Here is a 14549-nt window from a genome sequence, read left to right as displayed (position 1 = left end):
TCCGGGCGATGTAGCTCGCGCCGTCGCTACACCCGCACCTACACCGGCCCCGCGATCGCGGCGACCGGGTCGGTCAGCGGGATGCCCGAGCCGTCGCGGCGCGGGTCGGGTTCCGGCAGCCGGGCAGGGGTGCCGTTCTGCTGCGCGGCCCGGGCGGGCGTGGGACCGGCCCAGGCGAAGACCAGCACGTCCTCACCCTTGAGGAAGCGCTGGCACCGCACCCCACCGGTGGCCCGGCCCTTGCGCGGGTACTGGTCGAACGGCGTCAGCTTCGACGTGAGCACCGAGTCGTCCAGCGTGCCGTGCGAGCCGGCCACCGTGAACACCGCGGCGTCCGCGGCCGGTTCGACCGCGGAGAAGGACAGCACCTCGGCACCGTCCGTGAGCTTGATCCCGGCCATGCCCCCGGCCGGGCGCCCCTGCGGGCGCACCTGAGCCGCCGGGTAGCGCAGCAACTGCGCGTCGGACGAGATGAAGACCAGGTCCTCCTCGCCCGTACGCAGCTCCACGGCTCCGACGATCCGGTCGCCCTCCTTCAGGGAGATGACCTCCAGCTCGTCCTTGTTGGCCGGATAGTCCGGCACGACGCGTTTCACCACGCCCTGCAGGGTGCCGATCGCCAGCCCCTGCGACGTCTCGTCGAGCGTGGTCAGGCAGATCAGGTCCTCGCCATCCTCCAGCGTGAGGAACTCCGGAACCGGGGCCCCGCCCGAGAGGTTGGGCGCCGCGTGGGTGTCCGGGAGCTGGGGCAGATCGATCACCGCGACGCGCAGCAGCCGTCCGGTGGAGGTCACCGCCCCCACCTCGCCGCGCGCCGTCGCCGGTACGGCCGACACGATCACGTCGTGCTTCGCGCGCTTGGCGTCCTCGTCCTCGGCGACCGGGTCGGCGTTGGCCGTCCGGGCGAGCAGACCGGTCGAGGAGAGCAGCACCCGGCACGGGGCGTCCGCGACCTGCAGCGGTACGGCGGAGACCTGCGAACCCGCCGACTCCAGTAGCACGGTGCGCCGGTCGGTGCCGAACTTCTTGGCCACCGAGGCGAGTTCGGACGAGACGAGCTTGCGCAGCTCGGTGTCGGACTCCAGGATCGTGGTCAGCGCCTCGATCTCGGAGTTGAGCCGGTCGCGCTCGCTCTCCAGCTCGATCCGGTCGAACCGGGTGAGCCTGCGCAGCGGGGTGTCCAGGATGTACTGCGTCTGGATCTCGCTCAGCGAGAAGCGCTCCATGAGCCGCTCCTTCGCGGCCGAGGAGTTGTCGCTGTCCCGGATGATCCGGATGACCTCGTCGATGTCGACGAGGGCGACGAGCAGCCCGTCCACCAGGTGCAGCCGGTCACGCCGCTTGGTGCGCCGGAACTCGCTGCGCCGGCGCACGACCTCGAAGCGGTGGTCGAGGTAGACCTCCAGGAGCTCCTTGAGCCCCAGGGTGAGCGGCTGTCCGTCGACGAGCGCGACGTTGTTGATGCCGAAGGACTCCTCCATCGGCGTCAGCTTGTAGAGCTGCTCGAGCACGGCCTCCGGTACGAAGCCGTTCTTGATCTCGATGACCAGGCGCAGTCCGTGCGAGCGGTCCGTGAGGTCCTTGACGTCGGCGATGCCCTGGAGCTTCTTCGACGAGACCAGGTCCTTGATCTTGGAGATGACCTTCTCCGGACCGACCGTGAAGGGCAGTTCGGTGACGACCAGGCCCTTGCGGCGCGGGGTGACGCTCTCCACGGCGACCGTCGCCCGGATCTTGAACGTGCCGCGCCCGGCGGCGTAGGCGTCCTTGATGCCGCTCAGGCCCACGATCCGGCCACCGGTCGGCAGGTCGGGACCGGGGACGAACCGCATCAGCGCTTCGAGGTCGGCGTTCGGGTACCGGATGAGGTGGCGCGCGGCGGCGACGACCTCACCGAGGTTGTGCGGAGGCATGTTGGTCGCCATGCCGACCGCGATCCCGGACGCGCCGTTGACCAGCAGGTTCGGGTAGGCGGCCGGAAGGACGACGGGCTCCTGCTCCTGGCCGTCGTAGTTCGACTGGAAATCGACGGTGTCCTCGTCGATCGACTCCGTCATGAGGGACGTGGCGTCGGCCATCCGGCATTCTGTGTACCGCATGGCGGCCGGCGGGTCGTCGTTGCCGAGGGAGCCGAAGTTGCCGTGTCCGTCCACCAGCGGGAGCCGCATGGAGAACGGCTGAGCCATGCGTACCAGGGCGTCGTAGATCGACGCGTCGCCGTGCGGGTGGAGCTTGCCCATGACTTCGCCGACCACGCGGGCGCACTTGACGTACCCGCGGTCGGGGCGCAGCCCCATCTCGTTCATCTGGGACACGATGCGGCGGTGCACGGGCTTCATGCCGTCGCGCGCGTCGGGCAGGGCCCGGGAGTAGATCACCGAGTACGCGTACTCGAGGAAGGAGCCCTGCATTTCGTCGACGACGTCGATGTCGAGGATCTTCTCCTCGAAGTCGTCCGGCGGCGGGGTTTTCGTGCTGCGGCGGGCCATCGCGGCTGCGACTCCTTCACAGATTCTGTCGGGCAACCTGAGGTTCTGACGCGGACCATTGTGGACCGCCCCGCCGACAGCGCCGACCTCGACCCGTCCCAAGCGCCCCGCCGGGACCCGCCGGGGCGCCCGTTCCCACGGGTTCCCAGGCCTTCGGAAGGGCCGTCGGAAGGGCCGTCACGGAGGCCGCACAGGAGGCCGTGCCGGAGCCCGGAGCAGGCGCTTCGGACCGACCCCCCGTACGCGGGCGCCGGCACCACGCGTCAACATCAGTCGTCAAGAACAAACCAACGAGCACAACATCGAAGGAACGGGAACTTCGCCAGGTACCCGTGCGCTTGCTTACAGTGGCAGGTCTGGCAGAAAGTCCAGTACCGCGATCGAAGGGACGTACATGCCCATGGGTCACACGGCCACCGCACAGGCCGGCTCCGGCGGCCTGACAGCGACCGAGCACCGTCTGGCCAATGGCCTGCGCGTGGTGCTCTCCGAGGACCATCTGACCCCGGTCGCCGCGGTCTGCCTCTGGTACGACGTCGGCTCCCGCCACGAGGTGGAGGGGCGGACCGGGCTCGCCCACCTCTTCGAGCACCTGATGTTCCAGGGGTCGAAGCAGGTCAAGGGGAACGGCCACTTCGAGCTCGTCCAGGGCGCCGGCGGCTCGCTCAACGGCACGACCAGCTTCGAGCGCACCAACTACTTCGAGACCATGCCGACCCACCAGCTGGAGCTCGCGCTCTGGCTCGAGGCCGACCGGATGGGCTCGCTGCTGGCCGCGCTCGACGAAGAGTCGATGGAGAACCAGCGGGACGTCGTCAAGAACGAGCGCCGCCAGCGGTACGACAACGTCCCCTACGGCACCGCGTTCGAGCGGCTCACCGCGCTCGCCTACCCGGAGGGCCACCCGTACCACCACACGCCGATCGGCTCCATGGCCGACCTGGACGCGGCGACGCTGGAGGACGCGCGGACGTTCTTCCGTACGTACTACGCGCCCAACAACGCGGTCCTCTCCGTCGTCGGTGACATCGACCCCGAGCAGACCCTCGCCTGGATCGAGAAGTACTTCGGCTCCATCCCGTCCCACGACGGGAAGAAGCCCCCGCGCGACGGCACCCTTCCCGGCACCATCGGCGGGCAGCTGCGCGAAGTGGTGCACGAGGAGGTCCCGGCCCGCGCGCTGATGGCCGCCTACCGGCTGCCGCACGACGGCACCCGCGAGGCGGACGCCGCCGACCTGGCCCTGACCGTCCTCGGCGGCGGCGAGTCCTCCCGGCTGCACAACCGCCTGGTGCGCCGCGACCGTACGGCGGTGGCCGCCGGGTTCGGGCTGCTGCGGCTGGCCGGAGCGCCCTCGCTGGGCTGGCTGGACGTCAAGACGTCCGGCGGCGTGGAGGTCGAGAGCATCGAGACCGCGGTCGACGAGGAGCTGGCGCGGTTCGCCGCCGAGGGCCCCACGCCGGAGGAGATGGAGCGCGCGCAGGCCCAGTTGGAGCGCGAGTGGCTGGATCGTCTCGGTACGGTCGCCGGCCGTGCCGACGAACTCTGCCGCTTCGCCGTGCTGTTCGGTGACCCGCAGCTCGCGCTGACGGCCGTGGGGCGCGTCCTCGACATCACCGCCGACGAGGTGCGGGAGGTCGCCGCGGCCACGCTGCGTCCCGACAACCGCGCCGTTCTGGTCTACGAGCCGGTCGAACCGGCCGACGAGACGGGTGCCGAGGACGGCGCGGACGCCGACGCCCACGAGGAGGCCGCCAAGTGAGCGACGCCGCCGTGACTGGAGTAGCCATGGACTTCCACCCTCAGCCCGCCCCGGGCGACGCCCGACCCTGGGCCTTCCCGGCCCCCGAGCGCGGCACCCTGCCCAACGGGCTGACCGTGCTCCGCAGCCACCGCCCCGGCCAGCAGGTCGTCGCGGTCGAGATCCACCTCGAAGCACCGCTCGATGCCGAACCCGAGGGCCTGGACGGCGTCGCCACCATCATGGCGCGCGCCCTCTCCGAGGGGACGGACAAGCACAGCGCCGAGGAGTTCGCCGCCGAGCTGGAGCGCTGCGGTGCCACGCTCGACGCGCACGCCGACCACCCGGGTGTCCGGGTCTCCCTGGAGGTGCCCGCCTCCCGCCTGGCGAAGGCGCTCGGGCTGGTCGCCGAGGCGCTGCGGGCCCCCGCCTTCGCGGACAGCGAGATCGAACGTCTGGTGGGCAACCGCCTCGACGAGATCCCGCACGAGCAGGCCAACCCCGCGCGCCGTGCCGCCAAGCAGCTCTCCAAGGAGCTGTTCCCGGCCACCGCCCGGATGTCGCGCCCGCGTCTGGGCACCGAGGACACCGTGCGGCGGATCGACGCGGCCGCCGTGCGCGCCTTCTACGACGCGCACGTCCGCCCCGCCACCGCGGTCGCGGTCGTCGTCGGCGACCTCACCGGCATCGACCTCGACGCCCTGCTCGCCGACACCCTCGGCGACTGGTCGGGCAACGCCGGCAGCCCCCGCCCGGTGGCGCCGATCACCGCGGACGACACCGGCCGCGTGGTCATCGTGAACCGTCCGGGAGCTGTGCAGACGCAGCTGCTCATCGGCCGTATCGGCGCGGACCGGCACGACAGCGTCTGGCCCGCCCAGGTCCTCGGGACGTACTGCCTCGGCGGCACGCTCACCTCGCGGCTCGACCGGGTGCTGCGCGAGGAGAAGGGCTACACCTACGGCGTGCGCGCCTTCGCCCAGGTGCTCCGCTCCACGGCCGGCGGTCCGGACTCCGGCCCCGCCGGTGCGGCGATGCTGGCCATCAGCGGCTCGGTGGACACCGAGTCCACGGGCCCCGCGCTCGACGACCTCTGGAAGGTCCTGCGGACCCTCGCGGCGGACGGGCTGACCGACGCCGAGCGCGAGACCGCCGTGCAGAACCTCGTGGGGGTGGCCCCGCTCAAGTTCGAGACGGCCGCCTCCGTAGCGGCGACCCTCGCCGACCAGGTCGAGCAGCAGCTGCCCGACGACTTCCAGGCCCACCTGTACGCGCGGCTCGCCGAGACCGGCACGGTCGAGGCGACCGCCGCGGTGGTCAACGCCTTCCCGGTGGACCGGCTGGTGACGATTCTGGTGGGCGACGCGGCGCAGATCGCCGATCCGGTCCGTGCGCTGGGCATCGGCGAGGTGACGGTCGTCAGCGGCTGACCGGCCGTCAACCACACGACCGGGTACGCCCCGGCCGCGACCCCGGTGGGAGAGATCCCACCGGGGTCGCGGCGTTTGTCCTCTTTGGAAGGAAGAGTGGCTGTCTGCCCTGTGGGATACGCTACAAAACTTCCTGTCCGTTTGGTGATCGAAAGCGCTGCGGCCTAGCGTCGATCCGGCTGTCCGCCGACTGTGTACCGCACTCGCGGTGCCGGGCAGTCATCGCCGAGTCCCCGTCAGGCGCGAGCCTGGGGAGCCGGGGACCCGTGAAGTCCCTGGGGTGAATCGGGCACCCGCGTCTCGTGAGAGGCGCGAACGCCCGTAGGAGACCTTCCTGCTCCGAACCCGTCAGCTAACCCGGTAGGCGAGAAGGAAGGAAAGGACCCGCTCCTCCATGGCGTTCACCCGTGCCACCGGGACGCATCGTGCCCCGGGCCGTCCGACGCGCTCCACCGCCAGGTTCGCCGGCGTCGCGGCCCTCGCCGCCACCGGCGTCGTCGGCTCGATCGCCTCGCCGGCCCTCGCCGCCGACTCCACCGTTCCGTCGCCCGGCAGGACCGGCCTCATCGAGGCGGTGTCGCTCGGGGACTCCATCGCGGACCGGATAGCCGACCAGGCGGCGGCCCAGCAGCGCGGGGCGGAGGCCAGGGCGAAGGCCGAAGCGAAGGCGAAGGCCGAAGCCGCCGCACGGGCCAGGGAGGCCCGCGAGGAGAAGGCGCGCGCCGCCCGCGCCGCCGAGCGCGCCCGCCTGAACTCCTTCCACCTGCCCATCGCGGGCTCATACATCAGCACCGGCTACCAGTCGGGCGGTTCGCTCTGGTCCTCCGGCAGCCACTCGGGCGTCGACTTCCACGCCGCCACCGGCACCCCCGTCCTCGCCGTGGGCGCGGGTACGGTCGTCGAGGCCGGCTGGGGCGGCGCGTACGGCAACAACATCGTGCTGCGGATGACGGACGGCACGTACACCCAGTACGGCCACCTCTCCTCCCTCGGTGTCTTCGTCGGCCAGCGCGTCTCCTCCGGCGAGCGCATCGGCCTCTCCGGTGCCACCGGCAACGCGACCGGCCCGCACCTGCACTTCGAGGCGCGCACCGGCCCGGAGTACGGCACCGACATGGATCCCGTGGCGTATCTGCGGGCCCGCGGCCTCACCGTCTGACCTGCGGCCTCACCGTCCGACCCCGTGACCTCGCGGTCCGACCCCGCCGCCTTGCTGTTCGGCTTCGCGGTGCGGCCGTGGGGCAGCCGTGGGGCAGCCCCGGATCGTCCCGAAGCCCCGGCCCTCGCCGGGGCTTCGGCATATCACCCGAAACCTCTCCGGCCACCCGCTCCGCAGGCAAAAGATATGTGCGAATTCCGGTACGCCATCGGAAATTCACTCAGATTGCAATAGAGTCACGGTGCAGGCTTCGATCGGCCGCGTTTCGCGGGGATTAAGGCGGAGGTTCGGACATGCGCATTCCCGCGCACTCGGTATGCACGGCAATCCGTGACGACATCGTCTCGGGCGTCTACGAACGCGGCAGTCGCCTGACCGAGGAGCTCCTGGCGCGGCGTTACGGCGTCTCCCGCGTGCCCGTGCGCGAAGCGCTGCGGACCCTGGAGTCGGAGGGGTTCGTGGTCACCCGCAGACACGCCGGTGCCTGCGTCGCCGAGCCGACGGAGCAAGAGGCGGCCGACCTCCTGGAGGTGAAGCTCCTGCTGGAGCCGCTGGGCGCGGCCCGGGCCGCGCAGCGCCGCACCGAGGCGCACCTCAAGGTCCTGCGCGGACTGGTCAAACTGGGACAGGAGAGGGCCCGCCGGGGTGAGGGGGAGGATCTGCGCTCCCTCGGCGGCTGGTTCCACGAGACGCTCGCCCAGGCCTCCGGCAGCCCCGGGCTCATCGCGTTGCTGACTCAGCTCCGGCACAAGATCGCCTGGATGTACGCCGTCGAGCAGCCGGTCCGCCCCGTCGAGTCGTGGGCCGAGCACGGCGCCCTCGTGGACGCGGTGGCCCGGGGCGACGCGGAGCGCGCCAGGGGGCTGGCCGTGCAGCACGCGGAGCGTTCGCTGGCCGCACACCGGCCGCGCCGCCCGCTCCGAGCGGTGAAACAGTCCAGGGTGAGCACTTTGCAACATCCCGTAAACACCTCGGGTGTCCGCCATTAACAATGGCGCCGTATACAAAGAGCAGAGCGAATTGCATGTGCTTTATCGTGCTGTCGGAATTCCGTCCTCGCGGCTGCCCGAGAAATGACTGAGCCGCCCCGTCCGTGAGGAACGGTGCGGCCCGGTCGAGCGGGGAATTCCGTCGCGGAGTCCGGCGGAAGGGGGATCAGACCGTTTCCGGAAGCTCGTCGAGCCCCTCGGCGACCAGCTTGGCCAGCCGGTCCAGAGCGACGTCCGCGCCCTCCGCCTCGGAGGCGAGCACGATCTCCTCGCCGCCTTCCGCGCCCAGTCCGAGAACCGCGAGCATCGACGCGGCGTTGACCGGGCTGCCGTCGGCCTTGGCGATCGTCACCGGGACCCCGGAGGCCGTGGCGGCGCGGACGAAGATGGAAGCGGGGCGGGCGTGCAGGCCTTCGGCCCATCCGACGTTGACGCGGCGCTCAACCATGGTTCTGCCCTTCGTGAATCTGCGATGTCCTGACCGGTAATTGATTTGTCTAGACCATTGTGGCATGGGGGTGCGGACCTGCGTACCCTCCCGGCGGCGGAGGCGCCCGGTGGGCTTCCCAGCCTGCCCCGGCACCGAATCCGCCGCGACCCGTGCCAGGCCGCGACGTTGCCCGTACGGCCCGGACGTTCACCCCGGACGGCGGTCCGGCGGCCGGGGTGAACGGTGACCGTGCGGACGGCCGGACGGTGACCGCACGGACGGCCGGACGGTGTCCGTGCGGCGGCCTGACGGTGTCCGCAGGGTCGGCCGGACCGTGGCCGGACGGGTAACCGGCCCCCAACCCGACGGACGGCCGCAGGGGCAGCAGTCGTACGGACGACCGCGGGGGGCGGTCGTGCGGATAGTGGTCCGGCGGCGGTACCGGTGGCCGGCCACCCGTCCGTATGCCCCGAGCGCGCGGGGCGGCCAGCGCGGACCTCTCCCGGAGCGCGGAGCCGCCGTAGGCTTTGCCCATGCAGCCCACGCCGGAGCAGAGTCCGCATCACGCGTACCCCGACCACTGGGAGGCGGACGTGGTGCTGCGGGACGGCGGCACCGCCCGGATCGGGCCCATCACCCCGGACGACGCCGGACGGCTGGTCAGCTTCTTCGAGCAGGTCTCCGACGAGTCGAAGTACTACCGCTTCTTCGCCCCCTACCCCCGGCTCTCCGACCGGGACGTCCACCGCTTCACCCACCACGACTACGTCGACCGGGTGGGGCTGGCCGCCACGGTGGGAGGGGAGTTCATCGCCACCGTCCGCTACGACCGGATCGACGACCGGGGCCGGCCCGCCTCCGCGCCCGCCGACGAGGCCGAGGTCGCCTTCCTCGTCCAGGACGCCCACCAGGGCCGCGGTGTCGCCTCCGTGCTGCTCGAACACATCGCCGCGGTCGCCCGGGAGCGGGGCATCCGCCGGTTCGCCGCCGAGGTGCTGCCCGCCAACACGAAGATGATCAAGGTCTTCCGGGACGCGGGCTACACCCAGCAGCGGAGCTTCGAGGACGGCTCGGTCCACCTCACGCTCGACATCGAACCCACGGCCGAGTCGCTCGCCGTGCAGCGCGCCCGCGAACAGCGCGCCGAAGCCCGCTCCGTCCAGCGGCTCCTGGCCCCCGCCTCGGTGGCCGTGGTCGGCACCGGCCGGGCCCCCGGCGGAGTGGGTCGGACCGTGCTCCGCAACCTCCAGCACTCCGGCTTCACCGGGAGCCTGTACGCCGTCAACCAGGCCTTCGCCCCCGATCAGGGCTGCGTCGACGGGGTCCCCGCGCACCGCTCGGTGGGCTCCATCGGCGAACCGGTCGACCTCGCCGTCATCGCCGTCCCGGCCGAACGGGTCCCCGAAGCCGTCGCGGACTGCGGGGAGCACGGGGTGCGGGGCCTGGTCGTCCTCTCCGCCGACTACGCCGAGCGGGGAGCCGAGGGCCGCGAGCGCCAGCGCGCGCTGCTGCGCCAGGCGCGCTCCTACGGCATGCGGATCATCGGACCGAACGCCTTCGGCATCATCAACACCTCCGGCGCCGTCCGGTTGAACGCCTCACTCGCCCCCGAATCGCCCGCGCCCGGCCGCATCGGCCTCTTCACCCAGTCCGGCGCCATCGGTATCGCGCTCCTCTCCGGTCTCCACCGGCGCGGCGCCGCGCTCTCCACCTTCATCTCGGCCGGGAACCGTGCCGACATCTCCGGCAACGACTTCCTCCAGTACTGGTTCGACGACCCCGATACGGATGTCGCCCTGCTCTACCTGGAGTCGCTCGGCAACCCGCGCAAGTTCACCCGGCTCGCCCGCCGCACCGCCGCCGTCAAACCGGTCGTGGTGGTCAAGGGCGCCCGGCACAGCGGCGCCACCCCGCCCGGCCACGCCGTACCCGTCAGCCGCATCCCCGACGCCACCGTCTCCGCCTTGATGCGGCAGGCGGGTGTGATCCTGGTGGACACGGTGACCGAGATGATCGACGCGACGCTCCTCCTCGCCGACCAGCCGCTGCCCGCGGGCCCCCGCGTGGCGATCCTCGGCAACTCGGAGTCGCTCGGGCTGCTCACGTACGACGCCTGCCTCACGGAGGGACTGCGGCCCCGGCCGCCCCGCGACCTGACCACGGCGGCAGGCCCCGCGGACTTCCGTGCCGCACTGGCAGAGGCGCTCGCCGACCCGGCGTGCGATGCGGTGATCGTGACCGCGATCCCGCTGGTCGGGGGCGAGGGGGAGCTGCAGAGCGGCGACGGCGAGGTGCTGGCGGCGGCCCTGCACGAGGCCGTGGCGGCCCGGACCGACGGACCGGCCAAGCCGGTGGCCGTCGTGCACCTGGAGATCGGCGGTCTCGCCGAGGCCCTGGCGGCCGCCGCGGGCACGCGCCCGCCCGCGGCGGCGCCCGGGGGCGACGGGACCCCCGGACGCCCGGACCCGGACACGGACCCGGCGGGCTCCCCGTCCTCCCGTACGGCATCCGGTACGAGGGCGACGCGCCCGCCCACCCCCGACGGCACGCCCGCCCCCGTACCGCCGCCCACCGCTGCCGGATCACCCGCGGAACCCGGGACCCACACGCCCGCCCCCACCGGCCGCATCCCCGCCTACCCGGCCGCCGAACGGGCCGTCCGCGCGCTGAGCGAGTCGGTCAAGTACGCCCAGTGGCGCCGCCAGGCCGCCGCGCCGGGCAGGGTGCCCGAGTTCCTCGACGACACCATCGACGAGCCCGGCACCGCCGCGTTCATCGACGCGCTGCTGGGCCCGGCCCCCGACCCGCGCGGCCGGCCGCTCGGCCACGACGAGGCCCGTGAGCTGCTGGGCGGCTACGGCATCGGCGTACGGGCGACGCTCCCCGCCCCCGACGCGGACGCCGCCGTGGCCGCCGCCGCCCTGCTCGGCTGGCCGGTCGCCCTCAAGACCACCGCACCCCATCTGCGCCACCGCGCCGACCTGGGCGGCGTCCGCCTGGACCTCGCCGGGGAGGACGCGCTGCGCCGGGCCTACGGCGAACTCACCGAACTCCTCGGCAAGCCCGCCGAACTCCAGCCCGTCGTGCAGTCCATGGCACCCCGGGGTGTCGACACCGTGGTGCGGGCCGCGATCGACGCCGCCGCCGGAGCAGTACTCTCCTTCGGCCTCGCGGGCACCCCCTCCGAACTCCTCGGGGACATCGCCCACCGGCTGGTTCCGGCCACCGACCGGGACGCCGCCGAGCTGATCCGCTCCATCCGCGCGGCGCCCGTGCTCTTCGGCTGGCGCGGCTCCTCGCCCGTCGACACCCGGGCGCTCGAAGAGCTGCTGCTGCGGGTCTCCCGCCTGGTCGACGACCATCCCGAGGTGGTCTCGGTCACCCTGGAGCCGGTCGTGGTCGCCACGCACGGGCTGACCGTCCTCGGCGCGAGCGTGCGGCTCGCCCCGCCTCCCACGCGGACCGACCTCGGCCCGCGCCGGCTCCCGAACTACTGACCGGCCGCCCCTGCCCGTAGCGTCCCCGGCGGTCACCGGGGCCCGTAAGATGGGGGTCATGGCAAAGACCGGTACGACGACCCAGGGGCTGCGCGCGGCGATCGAGCGCAGCGGCTACTACCCGGCCCTCGTGGCCGAGGCGGTGGAGGCCGCCGTCGGCGGGGAGCCGGTCGCCTCGTACCTCGTGCACCAGGAGACGACCTTCGACTCCAACGAGGTCCGGCGCCATGCCACGGTCCTGGTCCTGACGGACACCCGCTTCATCGTCAGCCACACCGACGAGCAGACCTCCGAGACGGAGTCCCCGACGCCGTACGCGACGACCTCCACGGAGTCCGTGCACCTCGGCCGGATCTCGTCCGTCGTGGTGAGCCGTGTCGTGGCGGACCCCGAGAAGTACGTCCCCGGTTCGCTGCCCCGCGAGGTCGTCCTGACCATCGGCTGGGGCGCGGTCTCCCGGATCGACCTGGAGCCGGCCGCCTGCGGCGACCCCGACTGCGACGCCGACCACGGCTACACCGGCAGCTCCACCGCCGACGACCTCAGCCTGCGGGTCAGCGAGGCCGGCGACGGCCCGGACACCGTCCGGCAGACGCTCGCCTTCGCCCAGGCTCTCAGTGAAGCCACGGCGGCCACCGCGGCGACGGCGGCCAACCCGGCGGCCAACCGCTGATGGCCCAGCCCGCCTGGCAGGACCCCGTACTCCTCCCGCTCGACTCGGCTCCCGTACCCGAGTACGGCACCGGCTCCCTCGCGGATCTGCTGCCGACCCTCGTCGCCGGGCAGGAGGTGCCCGGCTTCACCGCGTCGATCCCGGAGCTCACCCCGGCCGACCGCAACTGCGTCTTCCTGATCGACGGACTCGGCTGGGAGCAGATCAGGGCGCACCCGGACGAAGCCCCGTTCCTGCACTCCCTGCTGTCCACCTCGCGCGGCGGCACCGGGCGTCCCCTCACCGCGGGCTTCCCCGCCACGACGGCGACCTCCCTCGCCTCGGTCGGTACGGGCCTGCCGCCCGGGAAGCACGGACTGCCCGGGTACACCGTGCGCGATCCGGCCACCGGCGGGCTGATGAACCAGCTCCGCTGGAAGCCCTGGACCTCGCCGAAGGTCTGGCAGCCGTACCCCACCGTCTTCAGCCTCGCCGACGCGGCGGGGGTGCGAACGGCCCAGGTCTCGGCGCCCGACTTCGAGCAGACCCCGCTGACCAAGGTCGCGCTCAGCGGTGGCTCGTTCCTGGGCCGGCTCGCCGGGGAGGAGCGCATGGACGTCGCGGCGCAGCGGCTCGCCGCCGGGGACCGCTCGCTGGTCTACACGTACTACAGCGAGGTCGACGGCGCGGGACACCGCTTCGGCACCGACTCCGACGCCTGGCGCGGGCAGTTGATGTACGTGGACGGACTCGCCCGACGCCTCGCCGAGCAGCTGCCGCCCCGCTCGGCGCTGTACATCACCGCCGACCACGGCATGATCGACATCCCGTTCGACGAGCAGTCCCGCATCGACTTCGACGAGGACTGGGAGCTGCGCGCGGGCGTCGCCCTGCTGGGCGGAGAAGGCCGCGCCCGCCACGTCTACGCCGTGCCCGGAGCCCAGGCCGACGTCCTGACGGTCTGGCAGGAGGTGCTCGGCGAGCAGTTCTGGGTGGCCAGCCGGGACGAGGCGATTGCCGCCGGGTGGTTCGGCCCCGAGGTCGACGAGCGCGTGTACGGCCGCATCGGCGACGTGGTCGCCGCCGCTCACGACGACGTGGTGATCACCGCCTCGTCCAACGAGCCGCACGAGTCCCTGATGGTCGGGATGCACGGTTCGCTGACCCCGGTGGAGCAGCTCGTCCCCCTCCTCGAAGTCCGCACCTGACGCTGCCGCTCCACCGGCGCGTCCCCTTCCCCCCATTTCGAAAGGCGTTCGACCTCTCATGCCCGAGCTTGTGTTCTTCTCCGGAACGATGGACTGCGGAAAGAGCACGCTGGCCCTCCAGATCGGGCACAACCGGTCCGCGCGCGGTCTCCAGGGCGTGATCTTCACCCGTGACGACCGGGCGGGGGAGGGGAAGCTCTCCTCGCGGCTGGGGCTGGTGACGGAGGCCGTCGAGGCCGCCGACGGCCTGGACCTCTACGCGTACGTCGTGAACCGGCTGTCCCAGGGCGGCAAGGCGGACTACGTCATCGTGGACGAGGCCCAGTTCCTGGCCCCGCGACAGATCGACCAGCTGGCCCGGATCGTGGACGACCTGGGGATGGACGTCTTCGCCTTCGGGATCACCACGGACTTCCGCACGAAGCTCTTCCCCGGTTCGCAGCGCCTGATCGAGCTGGCCGACCGCCTCGAACAGCTCCAGGTCGAGGCGCTCTGCTGGTGCGGTGCCCGCGCCACGCACAACGCCCGCACGGTGGAGGGCGAGATGGTCGTCGAGGGCGAACAGGTCGTGGTCGGTGACGTCAACCGCCCGGCCAAGGAGGTCGGTTACGAGGTGCTGTGCCGCCGTCACCACCTGCGCCGCACGACCTCCGCCGCCGCCCACGCGGGCGCGCTTTCGCCGGACGTCCTCCCGGTCAACCCGGCCTGACCCCACGGCAGCCCGCGGCACAGCGAGGAGTTCCGGGCCACGCTTCAGGGGGCTGACGACGCGTCGAGCCCTGGAACGACGGGCTGGAACAACGAGGCGCAGGCGCCGAAGGACTGGGGACGGGCCATGGACCCGGTACGCGACCCGCCGCGCGGAGTCGCGCCGATCCTGCTGGGCATGACGCCCGACAAGGTGCTCGCCACCGTGCCCGAGGTCCGGGGCGAGCCCCGGGGCGCTCCGGCGCT

General features: G+C 72.4%; 10 protein-coding genes and 1 riboswitch. Of the genes, 8 read left to right on the top strand and 2 right to left on the bottom strand.

What is annotated here, in order from left to right:
• Positions 1–38: 38 nt before the first annotated feature.
• A complete protein-coding gene (locus ACWCSV_RS30350; RefSeq protein ID WP_451147668.1) occupies positions 39–2489 on the bottom strand; it encodes a DNA gyrase/topoisomerase IV subunit A in 2451 nt (816 codons plus the stop codon).
• A gap of 394 nt (positions 2490–2883) precedes the next feature.
• Between ACWCSV_RS30350 and ACWCSV_RS30345 the strand changes: the two genes are divergently transcribed.
• From ACWCSV_RS30345 to ACWCSV_RS30330, 4 genes are all read left to right on the top strand, one after another.
• The gene (locus ACWCSV_RS30345) at positions 2884–4251 is read left to right on the top strand and encodes a M16 family metallopeptidase (RefSeq protein WP_451147666.1); all 1368 of its coding nucleotides are present in this window, start codon (positions 2884–2886) and stop codon (positions 4249–4251) included.
• A 26-nt stretch (positions 4252–4277) separates the two neighbouring features.
• Positions 4278–5660 carry a M16 family metallopeptidase gene (locus ACWCSV_RS30340; RefSeq protein WP_451147698.1) on the top strand — a complete coding sequence of 461 codons (1383 nt, stop codon included), beginning with the start codon at positions 4278–4280 and terminating at the stop codon, positions 5658–5660.
• A gap of 213 nt (positions 5661–5873) precedes the next feature.
• Positions 5874–6041: riboswitch (cyclic di-AMP (ydaO/yuaA leader) on the top strand.
• Positions 6042–6054: 13 nt separating this feature from the next.
• Positions 6055–6819, top strand: a complete 765-nt coding sequence (locus ACWCSV_RS30335; RefSeq protein WP_451147655.1) for a M23 family metallopeptidase — start codon at positions 6055–6057, stop codon at positions 6817–6819.
• A 293-nt stretch (positions 6820–7112) separates the two neighbouring features.
• Complete coding sequence (locus tag ACWCSV_RS30330) at positions 7113–7808, top strand: GntR family transcriptional regulator (protein ID WP_451147652.1); 696 nt, start codon at positions 7113–7115, stop codon at positions 7806–7808.
• A 166-nt stretch (positions 7809–7974) separates the two neighbouring features.
• Here the strand turns inward: ACWCSV_RS30330 and ACWCSV_RS30325 are convergent, their stop codons facing one another.
• On the bottom strand, positions 7975–8256 hold the full coding sequence (locus ACWCSV_RS30325) for an HPr family phosphocarrier protein (RefSeq protein WP_451147650.1): 282 nt from the start codon (positions 8254–8256) through the stop codon (positions 7975–7977).
• 515 nt (positions 8257–8771) lie between these two features.
• Between ACWCSV_RS30325 and ACWCSV_RS30320 the strand changes: the two genes are divergently transcribed.
• The 4 genes from ACWCSV_RS30320 to ACWCSV_RS30305 are packed head-to-tail and all read left to right on the top strand — an operon-like array spanning position 8772 to position 14304.
• The gene (locus ACWCSV_RS30320; RefSeq protein ID WP_451147648.1) at positions 8772–11735 is read left to right on the top strand and encodes a bifunctional acetate--CoA ligase family protein/GNAT family N-acetyltransferase; all 2964 of its coding nucleotides are present in this window, start codon (positions 8772–8774) and stop codon (positions 11733–11735) included.
• 58 nt (positions 11736–11793) lie between these two features.
• A complete protein-coding gene (locus ACWCSV_RS30315; RefSeq protein WP_451147646.1) occupies positions 11794–12408 on the top strand; it encodes a DUF5998 family protein in 615 nt (204 codons plus the stop codon).
• Positions 12408–13595 (top strand): alkaline phosphatase family protein, encoded by a 1188-nt coding sequence (locus ACWCSV_RS30310; RefSeq protein ID WP_451147644.1) that lies wholly within the window; start codon positions 12408–12410, stop codon positions 13593–13595. The genes ACWCSV_RS30315 and ACWCSV_RS30310 overlap by 1 nt, the downstream gene beginning before the upstream one ends.
• A 58-nt stretch (positions 13596–13653) precedes the next feature.
• The gene (locus tag ACWCSV_RS30305) at positions 13654–14304 is read left to right on the top strand and encodes a thymidine kinase (RefSeq protein ID WP_451147642.1); all 651 of its coding nucleotides are present in this window, start codon (positions 13654–13656) and stop codon (positions 14302–14304) included.
• Positions 14305–14549: the final 245 nt, after the last annotated feature.

This window comes from Streptomyces sp. NPDC001770 (assembly GCF_053596135.1).
The sequence above is the reverse complement of the archived record's forward strand: the minus strand, read 5'-3'. Positions and strand labels throughout refer to the sequence as shown.